General features: G+C 69.1%; 15 protein-coding genes and 3 riboswitches. Of the genes, 8 read left to right on the top strand and 7 right to left on the bottom strand.

All coding sequences use genetic code 11. The features are described 5' to 3' along the window. Nucleotides 1-7 precede the first annotated feature (7 nt). Nucleotides 8-1,174 carry a toxin-antitoxin system YwqK family antitoxin gene (locus APY03_RS05285; protein WP_068674633.1) on the bottom strand — a complete coding sequence of 389 codons (1,167 nt, stop codon included), beginning with the start codon at nucleotides 1,172-1,174 and terminating at the stop codon, nucleotides 8-10. Nucleotides 1,175-1,180: 6 nt separating this feature from the next. Continuing rightward, entirely contained in the window at nucleotides 1,181-1,594 is a 414-nt protein-coding gene (locus tag APY03_RS05280; protein ID WP_068674631.1) for a VOC family protein, read from the bottom strand. A 118-nt stretch (nucleotides 1,595-1,712) separates the two neighbouring features. Here APY03_RS05280 and APY03_RS05275 point away from each other — a divergent pair, with 118 nt between their 5' ends. The 5 genes from APY03_RS05275 (at nucleotide 1,713) to APY03_RS05255 (ending at nucleotide 7,121) form a co-directional block, all read left to right on the top strand. Then, the gene (locus APY03_RS05275) at nucleotides 1,713-2,066 is read left to right on the top strand and encodes a DUF2946 family protein (RefSeq protein ID WP_068674629.1); all 354 of its coding nucleotides are present in this window, start codon (nucleotides 1,713-1,715) and stop codon (nucleotides 2,064-2,066) included. A 102-nt stretch (nucleotides 2,067-2,168) separates the two neighbouring features. Next, nucleotides 2,169-4,496 carry a TonB-dependent receptor gene (locus APY03_RS05270; protein WP_068674627.1) on the top strand — a complete coding sequence of 776 codons (2,328 nt, stop codon included), beginning with the start codon at nucleotides 2,169-2,171 and terminating at the stop codon, nucleotides 4,494-4,496. A gap of 25 nt (nucleotides 4,497-4,521) precedes the next feature. After that, on the top strand, nucleotides 4,522-5,016 hold the full coding sequence (locus APY03_RS05265; RefSeq protein ID WP_068674625.1) for a copper chaperone PCu(A)C: 495 nt from the start codon (nucleotides 4,522-4,524) through the stop codon (nucleotides 5,014-5,016). 70 nt (nucleotides 5,017-5,086) lie between these two features. Next, nucleotides 5,087-5,821, top strand: coding sequence for a PhaM family polyhydroxyalkanoate granule multifunctional regulatory protein (locus APY03_RS05260; RefSeq protein WP_068674623.1), 735 nt, complete (start codon nucleotides 5,087-5,089; stop codon nucleotides 5,819-5,821). A gap of 31 nt (nucleotides 5,822-5,852) precedes the next feature. Next, the gene (locus APY03_RS05255) at nucleotides 5,853-7,121 is read left to right on the top strand and encodes an FIST signal transduction protein (protein WP_068674621.1); all 1,269 of its coding nucleotides are present in this window, start codon (nucleotides 5,853-5,855) and stop codon (nucleotides 7,119-7,121) included. 3 nt (nucleotides 7,122-7,124) lie between these two features. Here APY03_RS05255 and APY03_RS05250 read toward each other — a convergent pair whose 3' ends face one another. Further along, complete coding sequence (locus APY03_RS05250; protein ID WP_068674619.1) at nucleotides 7,125-8,297, bottom strand: M20 aminoacylase family protein; 1,173 nt, start codon at nucleotides 8,295-8,297, stop codon at nucleotides 7,125-7,127. Nucleotides 8,298-8,307: 10 nt separating this feature from the next. Further along, nucleotides 8,308-9,291, bottom strand: coding sequence for a tripartite tricarboxylate transporter substrate binding protein (locus tag APY03_RS05245; protein ID WP_068674617.1), 984 nt, complete (start codon nucleotides 9,289-9,291; stop codon nucleotides 8,308-8,310). Nucleotides 9,292-9,414: 123 nt separating this feature from the next. Here APY03_RS05245 and APY03_RS05240 point away from each other — a divergent pair, with 123 nt between their 5' ends. After that, complete coding sequence (locus APY03_RS05240; protein ID WP_068674615.1) at nucleotides 9,415-10,302, top strand: LysR family transcriptional regulator; 888 nt, start codon at nucleotides 9,415-9,417, stop codon at nucleotides 10,300-10,302. 2 nt (nucleotides 10,303-10,304) lie between these two features. Here the strand turns inward: APY03_RS05240 and APY03_RS05235 are convergent, their stop codons facing one another. The 3 genes from APY03_RS05235 to APY03_RS05225 form a co-directional block, all read right to left on the bottom strand. Further along, on the bottom strand, nucleotides 10,305-11,573 hold the full coding sequence (locus APY03_RS05235; RefSeq protein ID WP_068674613.1) for a D-amino acid dehydrogenase: 1,269 nt from the start codon (nucleotides 11,571-11,573) through the stop codon (nucleotides 10,305-10,307). 91 nt (nucleotides 11,574-11,664) lie between these two features. Next, nucleotides 11,665-11,772: riboswitch (glycine riboswitch) on the bottom strand. 4 nt (nucleotides 11,773-11,776) lie between these two features. Beyond that, nucleotides 11,777-11,881: riboswitch (glycine riboswitch) on the bottom strand. A 39-nt stretch (nucleotides 11,882-11,920) separates the two neighbouring features. Further along, a complete protein-coding gene (locus tag APY03_RS05230) occupies nucleotides 11,921-13,165 on the bottom strand; it encodes an FAD-dependent oxidoreductase (protein ID WP_068674611.1) in 1,245 nt (414 codons plus the stop codon). Nucleotides 13,166-13,246: 81 nt separating this feature from the next. Next, a riboswitch (glycine riboswitch) is annotated at nucleotides 13,247-13,354 on the bottom strand. Between the two features lie 141 nt (nucleotides 13,355-13,495). Continuing rightward, entirely contained in the window at nucleotides 13,496-14,230 is a 735-nt protein-coding gene (locus APY03_RS05225; protein ID WP_068674609.1) for a helix-turn-helix domain-containing protein, read from the bottom strand. A 125-nt stretch (nucleotides 14,231-14,355) separates the two neighbouring features. Here APY03_RS05225 and APY03_RS05220 point away from each other — a divergent pair, with 125 nt between their 5' ends. Together APY03_RS05220 and APY03_RS43280 are read left to right on the top strand one after the other, a co-directional pair. Beyond that, nucleotides 14,356-15,201, top strand: a complete 846-nt coding sequence (locus APY03_RS05220; RefSeq protein WP_068674607.1) for a hypothetical protein — start codon at nucleotides 14,356-14,358, stop codon at nucleotides 15,199-15,201. 23 nt (nucleotides 15,202-15,224) lie between these two features. Beyond that, a partial coding sequence (locus APY03_RS43280) for an MFS transporter (protein WP_232324160.1) occupies nucleotides 15,225-16,094 on the top strand: 870 nt, incomplete at its 3' end.

Below are 16,094 nucleotides of genomic sequence, written 5' to 3'. Positions count from 1 at the left end.
GAAGGGGCTACCTGGCGTAGGCCCTGCGGGAGCCGTCCTCGAAGACTTCGTCGTCGCGCTCCAGCTTGCCTTGGGCATCCCAGCTGCGCTCTCGCGTAACGCGGCCCTTGTCGTCGTAGCTCGATTCGGCGCGCAGCGTTCCGCCATCGCCGAAGCGCTGGTGCAGGCCGATCGGAATCTGGCGGAAGCGGCTCACGACCGCGAAGCGCCCCTGCGCGGCGCGCTGGCCGTTGTCGTGGAACTCGGTGATCTCGACCGTGCGCGCCTCGCTCCCCTCGCCGTAGACCGCCTTGCTGCGCGGCTGGCCGTTGAGGTAGTAGCTCTCGTCGGACAGCGGCTCGCCGGCCGCGCTCCAGCGCTGGTCGCGGACCAGCGTGCCCTTCTCGGAGAACTCCTGCTCGCGCCGCTTGATGGCGCCGCGTTCCAGCAGCAGATAGACGATCTCCCGGCGCTTGATGCCCTCGGAGGACCAGCGCCGCTCGGTGCGCTGGTTGCCGCTGATCTCGTCCTGCATTGCCGGCTTGCCGTTGTCGTAGAGCTCCTCGCTGCGCAGCCGCTTGCCGGCCAGGTAGGCGAGCCGCGTGCGCAGGATGCCCTTGGCGTCGAAGAGCTCGACCTGCGAAGGGGTGCTGCCCACGAAGCCGCACAGCCGCGCATCGTCGACCACGGGGGCGAGCAGGGGCTTGTCGCCGCAGCGCAGGGCCGACAACTGGCCGCGTTCGGTGAACTCGGCATACGCGCGCTCGCCCGGCTCGGCGTAGAAGGTGGCGCGGCGCAGCTGCCCGCCGGGGTGGAAGCTGCGGGTGAGGCCGGTCTCGTGGCCGTTGTCGTACACGGCCTCGCGCAGCACCCGGCCCGTTGCCGGGGAGAACTCGCGCGCGGGGCCCTCCATGTTGCCGCGCGCGTTCAGGCTGTGTTCCTTTACCAGCTTGCCGCGCTCGTAGTGGCGCACCAGGCCCATGAAGACGCCGTTCTGCAGCTGCTGCTCGCGCACCAGCTCGCCGCTGCCGCGCTCCTTGCAGCGCATCAGGCCGGTCTTGCCGGCCGTTGTGTGGCCGTTGGCCGGGTTCACGCCCTGGCCGTTGAGCTCGCAGTCCTGCACCGCCTGCGCCGCCAGCGGCAACAGGGCGAGCAGCGCGGCTGCGATTCCGGCCGGGCGCAGGAACTGGGGCATGGCGGATCAGGTGGCGTAGACGGCATCGAGGGAGCGGAAACCCTTGACCTCGATCGGATTGCCGAAGGGGTCGCAGAAGAACATGGTCCACTGCTCGCCGGGCTGGCCCTCGAAGCGCACCTGCGGCTTCAGGACGAACTCGGTGCCGGCGGCTTCCAGGCGCGAGGCCAGCGCCTGCCAGTCGGGCAGCTCCAGGATCAGGCCCAGGTGCGGCATCGGCACCAGGACGTCGCCGACATGGCCGGTGCGCGCGGTGGCGAAGGGTTCTCCGAGGTGTAGCGAGATCTGGTGGCCGAAGAAGTCGAAATCGACCCAGGTGTCGGTGCTGCGGCCTTCGGTGCAGCCGAGGCGGCCGCCGTAGAAGCGGCGGGCCTCGTCGAGATCCCGGACGTTGAAGGCGAGGTGAAATATGCTGCGCATCCGAAGAGCATAGCGGCGCGGCCGCCGTGTTGACACCCCTGGATACATTCACACCCTGGCCGCGTGCTGCCTCGCATTGACGACCGCCGGGCCTCGCCTCGCCGATAATCGCCACCCCATGTCCCGCCTGCGTCACGCCCACCGCCTCGGCCGCCTCGTGCTGCTGTGGTTCGCACTGTCGCTGGGCGCGGCGATCGCCTCGCCGATCGTGCATCCGCAGGCGATGGAGCTGGTGTGTTCGAGCGTCGGCACCATCAAGATGCTGGTCCAGGGCGAGGACGGTGCGCAGGACCTGGGCGCCACCCACCTCGATTGCCCGCTGTGCCTGTTGACCGGCGCACCGCCGCCGGCGCTGGCGGCGGCGCTGCCCCATTCCTTCCCGCTGGCCCATGCGGTCCAGCCCATCCCGGCCGCGCGCATCGCAGCGGCCACTGCGGCCCCGCTGCCCGCGCGCGGGCCTCCCGCGCTCTGAGCTTGCTGTCGATCTCGTAGCGCGCAGCGCGTCGATCCGGCGCGCTGCGCGCTGATCTCCCTGCAATGCACCGGCGCTCCGTGGCGCCGAGGAGCGCTCTCCATGTTCAAGAAAACCGTGCTGTCGCTCGCCCTGGGCGCAGCTTTCCCGTGGCTGGCCGGGCCGGCCTTCGCCCAAACCCCTCCGAGCCCTGGCGGCGACCAGCGGCCCGAGCGCATCAAGTCGCTCGGCGTAATGACCGTTACCGGCGGCCAGCCGACCTCTCTGCCCACGCAGATTCCCACCACCATCGAAGGCGTGACGCGCGAGGAGATCGAGACCCGCATCAACGCCACCGACAGCGAGGACGCGCTCAAGTACCTGCCCAGCCTGCTGGTGCGCAAGCGCTACATCGGCGACTACAACCACGCCATCCTCTCGACCCGCGCCTCCGGCACAGGCAACAGCGCGCGTTCGGCGGTCTATGCGGATGGCATCCTGCTGTCCAACTACCTGGGCAATGGCATCGCCAACGGCACCAACTACGCACCGCGCTGGGGGCTGGTCACGCCCGAGGAGATCGAGCGCGTCGACGTGATGTACGGGCCCTTCTCCGCCGCCTACCCCGGCAACTCGGCAGGCGCCGTGGTCGACTACGTGACGCGCATGCCGACCCGGCTCGAGGCGCATGTGAAAGCCGGCTACTTTTCGCAGCCCTTCGACCTCTACGGCACGCACCAGACCTTCGATGGCTGGCAGACCAGCGCCTCGCTCGGCAGCAGGAGCGGCGACTGGTCCTGGTGGATCGACGTCAACCGCACCGACAGCCGGGGTCAGCCGCTGACCTTCACGACTGCCACGCTGGCCTCTGGCGTGCCGGGCCGCGCCGGCGCGCCGGTGGCGGGCGCGGTGCCGGGACTGAACACCACCCGCACGCCCTGGTACATCCTGGGCACCGGCACCGCCTATCGCACGGTGCAGGATCACGCGAAGCTGAAGCTGGCCTACGACTTCTCGCCCACGATTCGCGCCACCTACACGCTGGGCTGGTGGCAGAACAGCGCGGAAGGCCGGCCGGCCAGCTACCTGGTCAATGCGGCCGGCCAGCCGGTCTTCAGCGGACCCATCAGCATCGGCGGGCGCGGCTACACGCTGGCGCCCACCGCTTTCCCCCTCACGAACGACGGCCAGACCCACTACATGCACGGGCTTTCGGTCAAGAGCAACACCCGTGGCGAATGGGACTGGGAAGTGGCAGCGAGCCTGTACGACTACGCCAGGGACCGGCAGCGCGCGCCCACCGGCGCGCTCCCGCTGGCGGCCATCGGCGGCACCGGGACGCTGCAGGACCAGGACGGTACTGGCTGGAACACGCTGGCCGCCAAGGGCACTTGGCGGCCCCAAGGCGTTGGCGGCGCGCACATCGTGGACTTCGGCATCGGCCGTGACGCGTACAAGCTGGCCATCGTGAAGAACAACGTGCTGGGCAGCTGGCTGGACGGTCCGGTCCTGCCCGGGTCCCTCGTCAGCAATGTCGGTGGCCGCAGCCGGACGCAGAGCGCCTGGGTGCAGGACAGCTGGGGCTTCGCGCCGCGATGGAAGGCAGTGCTCGGCCTGCGCTACGAGCATTGGGAGGCCAAGGACGGCTTCACCGCCACGGGCACCGGTTCGCAGGCCTACGCCGCGCGCAGCGAATCCGACCTGTCCCCCAAGGCGGCGCTCGCCTGGCAGCTGGCGAAGGACACGGTGCTGAAGGCCTCCCTCGGCCGCGCGGTTCGCTACCCGACCGTGGGCGAGCTCTACGGCGCGACCGCGGGCGGGGCGCTGTCCTTCATCAACGACCCGAACCTGAAGCCCGAGAAGTCGTGGACCGGCGAGCTCTCCGCCGAGAAGGACCTGGGCAGCGGACTGGCGCGCGCCACGCTGTTCCACGAGACCACCAAGGATGCGCTCTACAGCCAGCTGATCCCGAACTCCACCGTCTCGCGCGTGCAGAACGTCGACAAGGTGCGCACCACCGGCCTGGAGCTGGCCTATACCGGCCAGGACGTGTGGGTTCGCGGCCTTGACCTGGGAGGCAGCGTGACCTATGCGGATTCCACGATCGTCGCCAACGCCGCATTTCCGGCCAGCATCGGCAAGTGGCAGCCGCGCGTGCCGCGCTGGCGCTCCACGGTCTACGCCAGCTACAAGCCCGACGCGCGCTGGGCCTTCACCGTGGCGGCGCGCTACAGCGGCCGCCAATACTCGAACCTGGACAACAGTGACGTGAACGCCAATGCCTACTTCGGCGCCAGCCGCTACTTCACCGTCGACCTGCGCGTGCGCTACCGGATCGACAAGCACTGGTCGGCGGCGTTCGGCATCGACAACGCCAACAACGAGCAGTACTGGAACTTTCATCCCTACCCGCAGCGCACCTATAGCGCTGAACTCCGCTTCGACCTTTGATTCACACTTTGCCAAGGACCCAGCCATGAACACTCGCATTCTTCCCCGGTTTCCCCGCCGTATCGCCGTCTCCCTCCTCCTGCTGGCAGCCGCCGGCAGCGCCCTGGCCCAGGTGCCCTCGGTCGACGTGCGCGATGCCTGGGTTCGCGCCACGGTGCCCGGCCAGAGCGGAACCGGCGCCTTCATGAAACTCAACGCACCCGCGGGCGCTCGCCTGGTCGGCGTTTCCACACCCGTGGCCGGTGTGGCCGAAGTCCACGAAATGAAGATGGAGGGCGACACCATGCGCATGCGCGCGCTGGAACGCGGCCTCGAGCTGCCGGCGCGGCAGACCGTCGAGCTCAAGCCCGGCGGCTACCACCTGATGCTCATGGACCTGAAGCAACCCCTGGCCAAGGACAGCACCGTGCCTCTGACCCTGCGCTTCGAGGATGCGAAGGGGCAGAAGAGCACGATCGAACTCAAGGTCCCGGTGCTCGCCGGACCCGCCTCGCCCGCGGGCAGCGCACACAAGCATTGAGCGCTTCCAAGTTCATGCGCATGGAGTAAGCTGGCCGGACACAAGAAACCCTCTTGCAGGAGACCCTCTCATGAGCGACGCCAAGCCCTTTGCCTTCAGCCAGTTCGTTCCGGGCTTCGACTTCCTCCAGAGCCTTGCGAAGGGTGCTTCTGGCGGCACGAGCGCCTTGCCGGGCATGCCCAGCCTGTCGAGCTGGGTCGCGCCAACGCTGAGCGTGGAGGAGGTCGACAAGCGCATCCAGGAACTCAAGACGGTGCATTACTGGCTGGAGCAGAACGGCCACGCGCTCAAGGCCACCATCCAGGCGCTGGAAGTGCAGAAGATGACACTGTCGACCCTGCGCGGCATGAACCTGCGCATGGAGGACCTGGCCAATGCCTTCACCCGGTCGGCCGAGCCGCCGCCCGCGCCTGCGGCGTCTGCAGCCCAGGCTCAGGCGCCCGAGCCGGAAGCCGAACCCGAAGACGTCGCCGAGCCGGAGGAGTCGGCCGAAGTGCCGGCGCCCAGGCGCGGTGCCAAGGCCGAGGCCTCCAACGGACCCGCGCCGGATGCTGCCGGCGGCGTGGTCGACCCGCTTCAGTGGTGGGGCGCGCTCACGCAGCAGTTCCAGCAGATCGCGAGCTCCGCCCTGCAGGATGCGTCGCAACTCAAGATGCCCGCCGTGGCGCAGCCGATGGCCGATGCGGTGGGCGAGGCGATGAACGCGGCGGCGCGCCCCGCGGCGCGCAAGACGGGCGCCACCGCGAAGAAGGCACCGGCCACAGCCAAGAAGACGCCGGCGCGCAAGCGAACGCGCGCGCGCTGATTTTGCAACCCTTGCCTGGGATTCCGAGGCCATGAAGCTGTTCCCCACGGGCCACGCCACCCATCCCCAATGGCGCATGGCAGCCGGGCTCGTGCTCGCGCAACTGCGGGCGCAGATGGCGCTGCCGGACTATGCGCGTGCGCCCACGCTGGGCCTGCTCTACATCACGGACCACTACGCCGCCGAGGCGCAGGAGATCCTCGACCACCTGGGCGCCGAGCTGCCGGAGATCACGGACTGGTCCGGCACGGTAGGCATCGGCGTATCGGCCAACAACGCGGAGTACTTCGACGAGCCGGCGCTGTCGGTCATGCTGTGCATGCTTCCGAGCGACCAGTACCGCGTGTTCTCGGGCGTGGCGCCGCTGGCCGGCTCGGAGATGAGCGGCTTCGCGGCCCACACGGCCCTGGTACATGCCGATCCCGGCACACCGGACCTCACGGAGCTGGTGGCCGAGATGGCGGGGCGCACCGACACCGGGTACCTCTTCGGCGGCTTGTCCTCGGGCCGCAGCGGCGCGCTCCAGTTCGCGATCGGAGGCAACGGCAACATCCGCGGCCACGGGGCCGCAGGCGGTGTGTTCTCGGGGGGGCTGTCGGGCGTGGCCTTCGGCGAGGGGGTGCGCCTGGTATCGCGCGTCACCCAGGGCTGCCAGCCGGTCTCGCGCGAACGGGAGATCACCGAAGCTGAAGGCAACGTGCTGCTCAGGCTCGACGGCGAGCCGGCGCTCGACGTGCTGCTGGCCGAACTCGGCGTGTCGCTGGAGGCGCCGCAGGAAGCTATAGAGGCGGTGCGCGCGACGCTGGTGGGACTGGTCGACGCCGGAAGCGACGGTATCCGGCGCACCGGCGACCTCGGCGCTGACGTGCTGGTGCGCCACATCATCGGTCTCGATCCCACGCGCCGCGGCGTCGCCATCGCCGACGTGGCCGAGGCGGGCATGCGCATGAGCTTCGTGCGCCGCAACGCGCAGGCCGCGCGTGCCGACCTGATGCGCATCTGCGCCGAGGTCCGCGAGGAACTCGAGCCCCAGGAGCAGACGCTCGCGACCGCGCGCGCGGTCGCGGCCGGCGAGGCCGAGGCCGCGCCCCATCCGGCGCGCCGCATGGCGGGCGCTGTCTACGTGAGCTGCTCGGGGCGGGGCGGCCCGCATTTCGGCGCGCCGGGCGCCGAGCTGCAGATCGTGCGCCATGCGCTGGGCGATGTGCCGCTGGTCGGCTTCTTTGCCGCCGGCGAGATCGCACGGCACCACTTGTACGGCTATACGGGCGTGCTGACGGTGTTTGCTGCGAACGACTGACGTCTAGTTCAAGAAGCGCTCGGCCAGGAGCACCCAGTAGGCCGCTCCGATCGCCACGTTGCCGTCGTTGAAGTCATAGCCGGGGTTGTGCACCATGCAGGCGCCGTGGCTGTCGCCCTCGCCGTTGCCGATCAGCAGGTAGCTGCCGGGCACGCGCTCCAGCATGAAGGCGAAATCCTCGCTGCCCGGGAGTGCGGGCGCCTGCAGGGTGACGCGTTCCGGGCCGAGCAGTTCCAGCGCGATCTCACGCGCGAAAGCGGTCTCCGTCGGCGTATTGATCAGCACGGCGTAGCCGGGGCGCCAATCGATCTGCGCCCGCACGCCGAAGCTCTCGGCCTGCGCCGTGATCAGGGCCTTGATGCGCACTTCGAGCAGGCTGCGCACGTCGCGATCGAGCGCGCGCACGCTGAGCTCCAGCGTGGCGCTCTGCGGGATCACGTTGTTGGCCTTGCCTGCATGCAATGCGCCCACCGTCACCACCGCCATTTGCAGCGGGTCGATGTTGCGCGAGACCACCGTCTGCAGCGCCATCACGATGCTGGCTGCCGCCACGATCGGATCGGCCGTGCGGTGCGGCATGGCGCCGTGGCCGCCAATGCCGGTGAGCGTGACGGTGGCGTAGTCGGAAGAGGCCATCGCCGGCCCTTCGCGCAGCGCCAGCCGGCCCTGCGGGATGCCGGGCATGTTGTGCATCGCGAAGATGGCATCGCAGGGGTACTTGTCGAACAGGCCCTGCTCCATCATGCGCAGCGCCCCGCCGCCGCCCTCTTCGGCCGGCTGGAAGATCAGGTTCAGCGTGCCCGAAAAGCGCCCGCGCTCGGCCAGGTGGTGTGCGGCGGCCAGCAGCATCGCGGTGTGCCCGTCGTGGCCGCAGGCGTGCATCACGCCGGCGTGGCTGCTGGCGTATGCCAAGCCGGTGGCCTCGTCGATCGGCAGGGCGTCCATGTCGGCGCGCAGGCCCAGGCGGCGCTTGCCGTCGCCGCGCACCAGCCGGCCCACCACCCCGGTGCCGCCGAGGCCGCGCTCGACCTGGTAGCCCCAGGCTTCGAGCCGCTCGGCCACCAGCGCAGAGGTGCGGTGCTCGTGGAAGCCGAGTTCGGGATGGCGGTGGATGTCGCGGCGGATGCCGATGAAGGCATCGGCCTGCGCGTGCAGGTCTTCGAGAAGCGTGCTCATGGATTCCAGCTTACTGCGGTTGCAGTTGAATGGACTTGGCGATGTCCCGGTACCGCGCGGTCTCGGCCTCGAAGAACTTCGCCGACTCGGCCAGCGACATCGACGGCGAGGCGACCTGGGTCTGGGCCGCGAGCTGCGTACGGACGCTCGGGTCCTTCAAGGTCGCACCGATCGCCTTGTGCAGCTTCTGCACCACCTCCTCCGGCGTGTTCTCCGGCACCATGAAGCCGCTCCAGGTCTTGTAGGCGAAGTTCTTCAGCTCCTTGCCTTCGTTGGCGGTGGGCACGTTGGTCAGCAGCTCGGAGCGTTGCGCGCCGAGCTGCCCGATCACTTTGAGCCGGCCCTGCTCGGCCAGCGCGCCCATGGCGGCGCTGTACACCAGCACCGCGAAATCGACCTGCCCGCCGCCGATGTCCTGCAGGAGCGGCGCGTTGCCCTTGTAGGGCGCGTGCATCAGCTTGATGCCGGCGTCCTGCTGCACCTTCTCCAGGATCAGGTGGTAGAGCGATCCGACGCCCACGCTGCCATAGGAAAGCGGCTTGTCGGCAGACTTGCGCGCGAGTGCGATCAGCTCGTCCACGCTGTTGGCCGGCAGGTCCTTGCGCGCGACGAAGACCATCACCGCGTCGGCGACCGGATGCACCAGGCGGAAGTCCTCGGCCTTGAGCTTGACGGCCGCATTGGCCAGCGGCGAGAGGATCACCTCGTTGGGCGAGCCCTGGAAGATGTAGTGGCCGTCGGCCGGCGCCGCCAGCACCTTCTGGGCCGCCATCGCGCCGCTGACGCCGCCGAGGTTCTCGACCAGCACCTGCTGGCCCAGCTCCTTGCCCAGCGGCGTGGCGAAGATGCGCGCGGTGGCGTCGGATGGGCCGCCTGCGGGATAGGGAACCATCAGGTTGACCGGCTTGGCCGGATAGCCCTGGGCGAGGGCGGTGCCCGCTGCCAGCAAGAGGGTGCAGGCGAGAAGATGCGAGTGCTGGAAGATCGATGTCATCGGGACTCCGGATAGGGCTGGGTGGGGATGCCGGCTCATCGTAGAAGCGGCAAATGCGCACGTCCAATGCATTGTTGGCTGCGTTAGCATGAGTTCAATGCAGTTTTCTCGCAGGCCATCGCCATGACGCTGGTCCAACTCAGGCACCTCATCTCTCTGGCCCACACGGGCTCCTTCAGCAAGTCCGCGCAGGCCATGCACCTGACGCAGCCTGCGCTCAGCCGCAGCATCCGCGCGCTGGAGGAGGAGCTCGGCATGCCGCTGTTCGACCGCGTGGGCCGCCGCAACGAGCTCACCGCCTTCGGGCGCGAGGTGCTGGAGCGCTCGCGCCATCTGGTCTTCGAGGCCGACGAGTTGCGCGAAAGCGGCCGCCGGTTGCGCGAGGGGGAGGGCGGCACGGTGCGCATCGGCATGGGCTCGGGCCCGGGCGCGATGCTGATGACGCCCTTCCTGATGCACATGGCGAAGCACCACCCGAGGATGCGCGTGGCAGTGGCGCGCGGCGGGACCGATCTGCTCGTGCAGTCGCTGCGCGCGCACACCCTCGATGCGCTGGTGGTCGATGCACGCTCGCTGAAGCCCGCGCCCGATCTCGAGCTCGGGTTGGTGCGCGAGATGCGCGGCACCTTCATGTGCCGCCGCGGCCATCCTCTCGCGCGGCTGCGCGCCGGGGTGGGCTTCGACGCGGTGCGGCGCTATCCGATCGCCTCCACGCCGCTGAGCGACGAGGTGGCGCGTACCCTGGTCGAGGCCTACGGTCCCGAGGCGCACCCGGCGCACTGCGTGACGCTGCAATGCGAGGAGGTTCCCAGCCTGGTGGAGGTGGCGCGCCAGAGCGATGCCGTGCTGCTGGCGGTCCGGGCGGCCGCGCCCGGCCTGGTCGAGCTGAAGATGAATCCGCCTTTCGATGGCGTGGCCCGCTTCGGCCTCGTGACGCTGCGCCGGCGCACCGAGGCCCCGGCGCTGGGCATCCTGCGCGCGCTGATGCAGGCGCTGATCCGCGACAACTGAGCTCAGGCGCCGGCGAAGGCGAAGTCCACCTCGGGCTTCAGCCCGCTGATGATGCGCGCGATCGCGTGGCCCGAGCCGCAGGCATGGGTCCAGCCCAGCGTGCCGTGGCCGGTGTTGAGAAACAGATTGGCCAGGCGCGTCCGGCCGATCAGCGGCACGTTGCTCGGCGTGGCGGGGCGCAGGCCGGTCCAGAACTGCGCCCGAGTGGTGTCGCCGGCGCCGGGGAAGAGCTCTTCCACGCGCCGCACGATGGCCTCGCAGCGCACGCGGTTGAGGTCGCGGTCGTAGCCGTTGAGCTCGGCCGTGCCCGCAATGCGCAGCCGGTCGCCGCTTTCGGAGGTGTAGCGCGAAAAGACGAGCTTGTATTCGTCGTCGGTCAGCGAGACCTGGTGCGCCTTCGAGGCGTCCTTCACCGGTAGCGTGACCGAGTAGCCCTTGGCCGGGTAGATCGGCAACCGGATGCCGAGCGGCGCCGCATGGAGCGGGGAAAGCGAGCCCATCGCCAGCACGACGGCATCGCCGCGGATGCGCTGGAATCGGCCCTCGCTGTCGGTGGCTTCCACGTGGTCGATGCGCCCGCCCGCTTCGCGCAGCGCGGTGACGGTATGGCTCATGAGAAACTGCACGCCGTCGGCGACGGCCAGCGCGACCAGCTCCCGCGCGAAGCGGTTGGCGTCGCCGGACTCGTCCTCGGCCGTGTAGGTGGCGCCGGCGAGCCGCGGCCGGATGTGCGCCAGAGCCGGCTCGATGCGGACGGCTTCATCCGCCGAGACTACGCGGCGCTCGCAGCCCAGGGCCCGCATCTGCTCGGCCGGTTTCAGGGCTGCGTCGAATTCCTTCTGCGTCGTGTAGAAGTGCAGGATGCCCTGGGTGCGCTGGTCGTATTGCAGCCCCTTGTCGCGGCGCAGCTGCTGAAGCAGCTCTCGGCTGTAGGTGCCCAGGCGCACGATCTGCTCGATGTTGCGCCGGGTGCGCGCAGGCGTGCACTCGCGCAGAAAGGCCAGGCCCCAGATCCACTGGCGCAGGTCGGCGCGCAGGCGGAAGAGCAGCGGCGCATCTTCCCTGCCCAGCCATTGCAGCAGTTTGAGCGGCGCACCGGGATTGGCCCAGGGCTCGGCATGGCTGACCGAGATTTGGCCGCCGTTGGCGAAGCTGGTTTCGGCGGCTGGCGTGGCCTGCCGGTCGATCACGGTCACTTCGTGGCCGAGTTGGCGGAGGTAGTAGGCCGAGGTGACGCCGAGCAGGCCGGCGCCGAGAACGATCACGCGCATTGCAGAACCTTTCAGGTTGCAGCGCTCGGACGCGAGGAAGGCCACGGCAGCTTGTGAAGAAAGAAAAGCAACCGACGCACGCGTCCGAGTTGCCGCTCCCCCTGTCCTCGGTACCTGAGAGATTCATCCGCTGCGCCCGCAGCGGATTTGCTCCTTCGGTGCATCGCGCGTGGCGCGATGGCTCTCCAGACGGCTCTGACAGTTGGTGCAGTACAGGCTCATCATTGCGAGCCGACCTGAGCGTTTATGGGAGTTTGCGCCTTCGGTGGGGCCGTCTTGACGACGGCCCGCTCTCCTGCAGTGCCGAGGATTGTAGGGGGCACTTGCGCGCCACCAAGCGCTGCCCGCTACGAGCCGCGGAACGCGAACTCCAGCTCCGGCCGCAAGCCGCTCACGATGCGCGCGATGGACTTGCCTGCGCCGCACGCATTGATCCAGCCGCGCGCGCCCGGCGCGGTGTTGAGGAAGAGGTTGCGCAGGCGGGTCTTGCCGATGATCGGCAGGCCGCTCTTGCTGACCGCATGCAAGGTCGTCTCGAAGCCGGCCCGGCTGGTGTCCACGGCACCCGGCAGCATCGTCTCGATCCGGCGCAGCATCGCTTCGAAGCAATCCGGGTCGGGCTCGCTCGTGGCGCGGGGCTTGGCATGAACGGTCGTGGACACCCGCAGGAAGTCGCCGGCCGGTGTCTCGACGCGGCGAATGCGCAGCCGGCCCTGCCAGTCGCGCAGCGCCATGCGCGGAGCGCGGGCCGGATCCTTGATCGGCAGGGTGAGGATGTGTTCGCGCACAAAGCGCAGTGGCATCGCGATCCCCAGTTGCTCGGCATGCGCCACGCTGGAGGCGCCAAGCGCGAGAACATAGGCCTGCGCCTGCAGCTTGACGGGGCGGCCGTGGGCGTCCAGGGCCCTCACGTGGTCGATGCGGCCGGCGCGCTCGTGCAGCGAGAGCACCTGGTGCCGGGACAGGAAACGCACGCCCGCCGCGCGGCACAGGAAGACGAGGCCCGCGGCGAACTGGGCCGGATCGCGCGACGGGTCGTCGAGCGCATGGGCCGCGCCGGCCAGCGCCTCGCGCGCGCCGCGCAGCGCGGGTTCGAGCGCGAGTGCGTCTTCTGCCGAGAGCAGCCGCTCCTCGCAGCCCAGCGCGTCCCAGCGCGGCTGGCGCGCCAGGCGGCCCTCGAAGGCATCGGCATCCGTGTAGAAGCTCAGCACGCCCGCATTGCGCGCGCCGCCGGACACACCGACCTCGTCACGCAGGGCGCGGGCGCTGGCGCGACTGTAGGCACCCAGCCGCACCAGGTGCTCGAGCGGATGGAAGCGCGACGACGTGCCGAACGCGAGGTCGAGCCACCCGCCCAAGCGGCGGCGCAGCCGGTGGCGAAGCGCCTTCCAGCCGGTCTGCGCGGGCCGGGCGGCGGCCGACTGCTGCAGAAGACGGGCGGCATCCGGCGAGAGTCCCGAGGCGGCGAGGCCGCGGGCCTTGGCCGCCGGTGTCGCATGCCGGTCGATCACGGTCACTTCATGGCCCAGCTGCTGGAGGTAATAGGCCGATGTGACGCCGAGCAGGCCGGCGCCGAGTACGAGCACGCGCATGTCCGAATCCTTATGGGATGGCATGAACGGCGAGCCGCGGCACCCGGTTCGGGGGGCGCCTGGGACCCGGGTTCCAGTTTTGCCGCTCCCCCTGTCCTTGGTGCCTGAGAGATTCACCCGCTGCGCTGTCGCAACGGATTTGCTCCTTCGGCGCATCACGCGAGGTGATGACTCTCCAGTCGGCGATTGACGAAGGCAGCAGTGATCGAACCGCGTGGGTCTACCGCTTGGGCGTTCATGGGAGTTTTCGCCGACGGTGGGATGGCTGGCATCCGCTTGCCTGCTGCAAGCGCGGAATTCTAGCTTGAAACCGGTTTCTTCAAGCAGTCGTCATGTGCGGCGCAGGCGGGTGAACAGCTCGAATTCCCAGTTGCGCATGCCCAACAGCAGCGTGTAGCCCTCGCGTTCCTTGGGGGAGAGCTTCTGGTCGGTCTGGTGCTGCTGCGCGAAATCCTGCGCCACGCGCTGCAGGCGATCGAGGAAGGCCGGCGCCAGCGACTTGCTGATCGAGCCGTGTACGAGCAGCAGGCCCTCGGCCGGCCCGTCGAAGCCGCCGCGGTAATAGTCCAGCACGACGTTTTCGCGGAAGAAGTCCATCACCGGCCCGTGCGGGCGCCAGCGGAAGGTCTTGGCCAGCTTGAGCCGATAGCGGTTGAGCGGCCTGAGCTCGATGATGCCGATGCGGTCCAGCTGCGCCAGGTAGCCGATGCATTCGGCGTCGCTGAGGCGGTAGGCGGCGACGATCTGCTCCAGCGTCCACTGGCTCAGCACGCAGATGGCCATGAGCAGCAGCTTCTTGTCCTTGACCACGGCCTTTTCCTGCTCCAGCGTCAGCTCCTTGAGCAGCGGCTGCGCGTCGGCGACGCGCCGCGCCAGTTCCGCGAAGTCGATCTTCAGGGCGCGGCAGATGGCGTCGACCCGGGTCAATGGCATGTCGCCCTTGGCCAGCATGCGCTTGACACTCGATTCGGCCATGTCCAGCGACCTGGCCAGATCCGCATAGGTCATGCGAGCGGTCTTGAGTTCGTTCTTGAGAGCCTGGATGAGATCGACGGTGGTGCTCATGGGTCCGGGTATAGCGTCTTGATACCAAAGGGCGTGAAAAAGTACTCCGTATCGATTCTCGATGCTGCCCGAGGCGCTGGCAACCTACATTCCGCCGGACCGACATTCCACCCCTCGGAGCCGCCATGTCCCCCTTGTCTCTTCTCTCCCGCCGCGAACGCGCTCTCCTGCTCTTCTTCACCTTGCTCCTGCTGATCGGCCTGTTCGGGCCCGCGCTGGTCGCGCCAGGGGTCGGCGGCGGGCCCTTTGCCGACGAACGTGTCTGGGCCGGGGTGCCGCACGCCATGGACGTGTTGAGCAACCTGCCCTTCGCGGCGCTCGGCGTCTGGGGCCTGCGCTGGTTGCACTGGCACGACCGCACCCACGAGCACGTGCAGGACGCGGCGCCGCTGCACCACGCGGTGATTCAGCCGCCGGTCAACCTGCTCGACTGCGCCTGGATGTTCTTCGCCGGCCTGGTCATTACGGCTGCGGGCTCGGCCTTCTACCACCTGCAACCCGACGCCCTGCGCCTGGCGGCCGACCGTGCCGGCATGACGGTGGCCTTCGCCGGGTTGATCGGTTGCGCCGTCTGCGAGCGCATCAGCGCGCGCGCCGGCTGGCCCGCCGCCTGGTTCGTGCTTGGGGCCGGCTTGCTGGCGGTCGCGGTCTGCCAGGCCACGGACAACGTGCTTCCCTGGGCCCTGGTCCAGTTCGGCGGCATGTTGCTGGTGCTCGCGCTGGCGCTGGTCAGGCCCGCGCAGGGCGCCATCGGCCTGCGGCTGGGGTGGGTCATCTTCTTCTATGCGCTGGCGAAGCTCTTCGAGATCGCGGACCATGCCATCTACGAGGCGACGCACCATTTGCTGGCCGGCCACAGCCTCAAGCACGCGACTGCGGCCCTGGCGGCGCTGCCGGTGCTGCACGCGCTGCAGGCCATGGGCCGCCAGACGCTGCGGCACAATCCGGGCGCGGCCGCAGTGACGGCCTGAGGAGCCCGCCAGGGAGATCTCGAATGACGACATCCACCGATACCTCCCCGCTCGTCGGCGCGCCCGCGCCGAACCCCCACGCCAACCAGTTCTCCCTGCTCGGCCAGCGGCGCTTCGCCCCCTTCTTCTGGACCCAGTTCGCGGGGGCAGCGAACGACAACCTGTTCAAGTTCGCTTTCACCGTGATGGTCACCTACCAGCTGCAGCTCGGCTGGATGCCCCCGGCCATGGCGGGGCTGGTGATCGGCGCGCTTTTCATCCTGCCCTTCCTGCTGTTCTCGGCGACGGCCGGGCAGCTCACCGACAAGTACGACAAGACGAAGATGATCCGCTTCGTCAAGAACCTGGAAATCGCGATCATGCTGCTGGCCGCGTGGGGATTCATGCGTGCCGATGCGGTGCTGCTGTTGGGCTGCGTGTTCCTCATGGGGCTTCACTCGACGCTCTTCGGTCCGGTCAAGTTCGCCTACCTGCCGCAGGTGCTCGATGCGCGGGAGCTCACAGGCGGCAACGGCATGGTCGAGATGGGCACCTTCGTCGCCATCCTGCTGGGGCAGGTGGCCGGGGGCCTGCTGGTCGCGCTGCCGGGCATCGGGCATAGCACCGTGGCGGTGGCCTGCCTGCTGCTGGCGCTGGTGGGGCGTGGCGTGGCGCAGGCCATTCCGCCTGCGCCTGCAACCGACCCGGGCCTGGCGATCAACTGGAACCCGTTGGGCGAAACCTGGCGCAACCTGCGGCTCGCGCACGGCAACCTGGTGGTGTTCCGTTCGCTCCTGGGCATCTCGTGGATGTGGTTTTTCGGCGCCGTCTTCCTGAGCCAGTTCCCGAGCTTTGCCAAGGAGGTGCTGCACGGCAACGAGCAGGTCGCCTCGCTGCTGCTGGTGGTGTTCTCG

Origin of the sequence: Variovorax sp. WDL1, assembly GCF_001541225.1 — a bacterium.
GTDB lineage: Bacteria > Pseudomonadota > Gammaproteobacteria > Burkholderiales > Burkholderiaceae_C > Variovorax.
This window is presented reverse-complemented; position numbering and strand designations above follow the sequence as displayed.

Coding starts and splice junctions, on each gene's coding strand:
- APY03_RS05235 (WP_068674613.1), bottom strand. CDS start 11,573: ATGCGCGTGATCGTTCTCGGCGCCGGCCTGCTCGGCGTCACCTCGGCC.
- APY03_RS05220 (WP_068674607.1), top strand. CDS start 14,356: ATGTCCCCCTTGTCTCTTCTCTCCCGCCGCGAACGCGCTCTCCTGCTC.
- APY03_RS05230 (WP_068674611.1), bottom strand. CDS start 13,165: ATGCGCGTGCTCGTACTCGGCGCCGGCCTGCTCGGCGTCACATCGGCC.
- APY03_RS05250 (WP_068674619.1), bottom strand. CDS start 8,297: ATGAGCACGCTTCTCGAAGACCTGCACGCGCAGGCCGATGCCTTCATC.
- APY03_RS05225 (WP_068674609.1), bottom strand. CDS start 14,230: ATGAGCACCACCGTCGATCTCATCCAGGCTCTCAAGAACGAACTCAAG.
- APY03_RS05240 (WP_068674615.1), top strand. CDS start 9,415: ATGACGCTGGTCCAACTCAGGCACCTCATCTCTCTGGCCCACACGGGC.
- APY03_RS05265 (WP_068674625.1), top strand. CDS start 4,522: ATGAACACTCGCATTCTTCCCCGGTTTCCCCGCCGTATCGCCGTCTCC.
- APY03_RS05270 (WP_068674627.1), top strand. CDS start 2,169: ATGTTCAAGAAAACCGTGCTGTCGCTCGCCCTGGGCGCAGCTTTCCCG.
- APY03_RS05285 (WP_068674633.1), bottom strand. CDS start 1,174: ATGCCCCAGTTCCTGCGCCCGGCCGGAATCGCAGCCGCGCTGCTCGCC.
- APY03_RS05245 (WP_068674617.1), bottom strand. CDS start 9,291: ATGACATCGATCTTCCAGCACTCGCATCTTCTCGCCTGCACCCTCTTG.
- APY03_RS05275 (WP_068674629.1), top strand. CDS start 1,713: ATGTCCCGCCTGCGTCACGCCCACCGCCTCGGCCGCCTCGTGCTGCTG.
- APY03_RS05280 (WP_068674631.1), bottom strand. CDS start 1,594: ATGCGCAGCATATTTCACCTCGCCTTCAACGTCCGGGATCTCGACGAG.
- APY03_RS05255 (WP_068674621.1), top strand. CDS start 5,853: ATGAAGCTGTTCCCCACGGGCCACGCCACCCATCCCCAATGGCGCATG.
- APY03_RS05260 (WP_068674623.1), top strand. CDS start 5,087: ATGAGCGACGCCAAGCCCTTTGCCTTCAGCCAGTTCGTTCCGGGCTTC.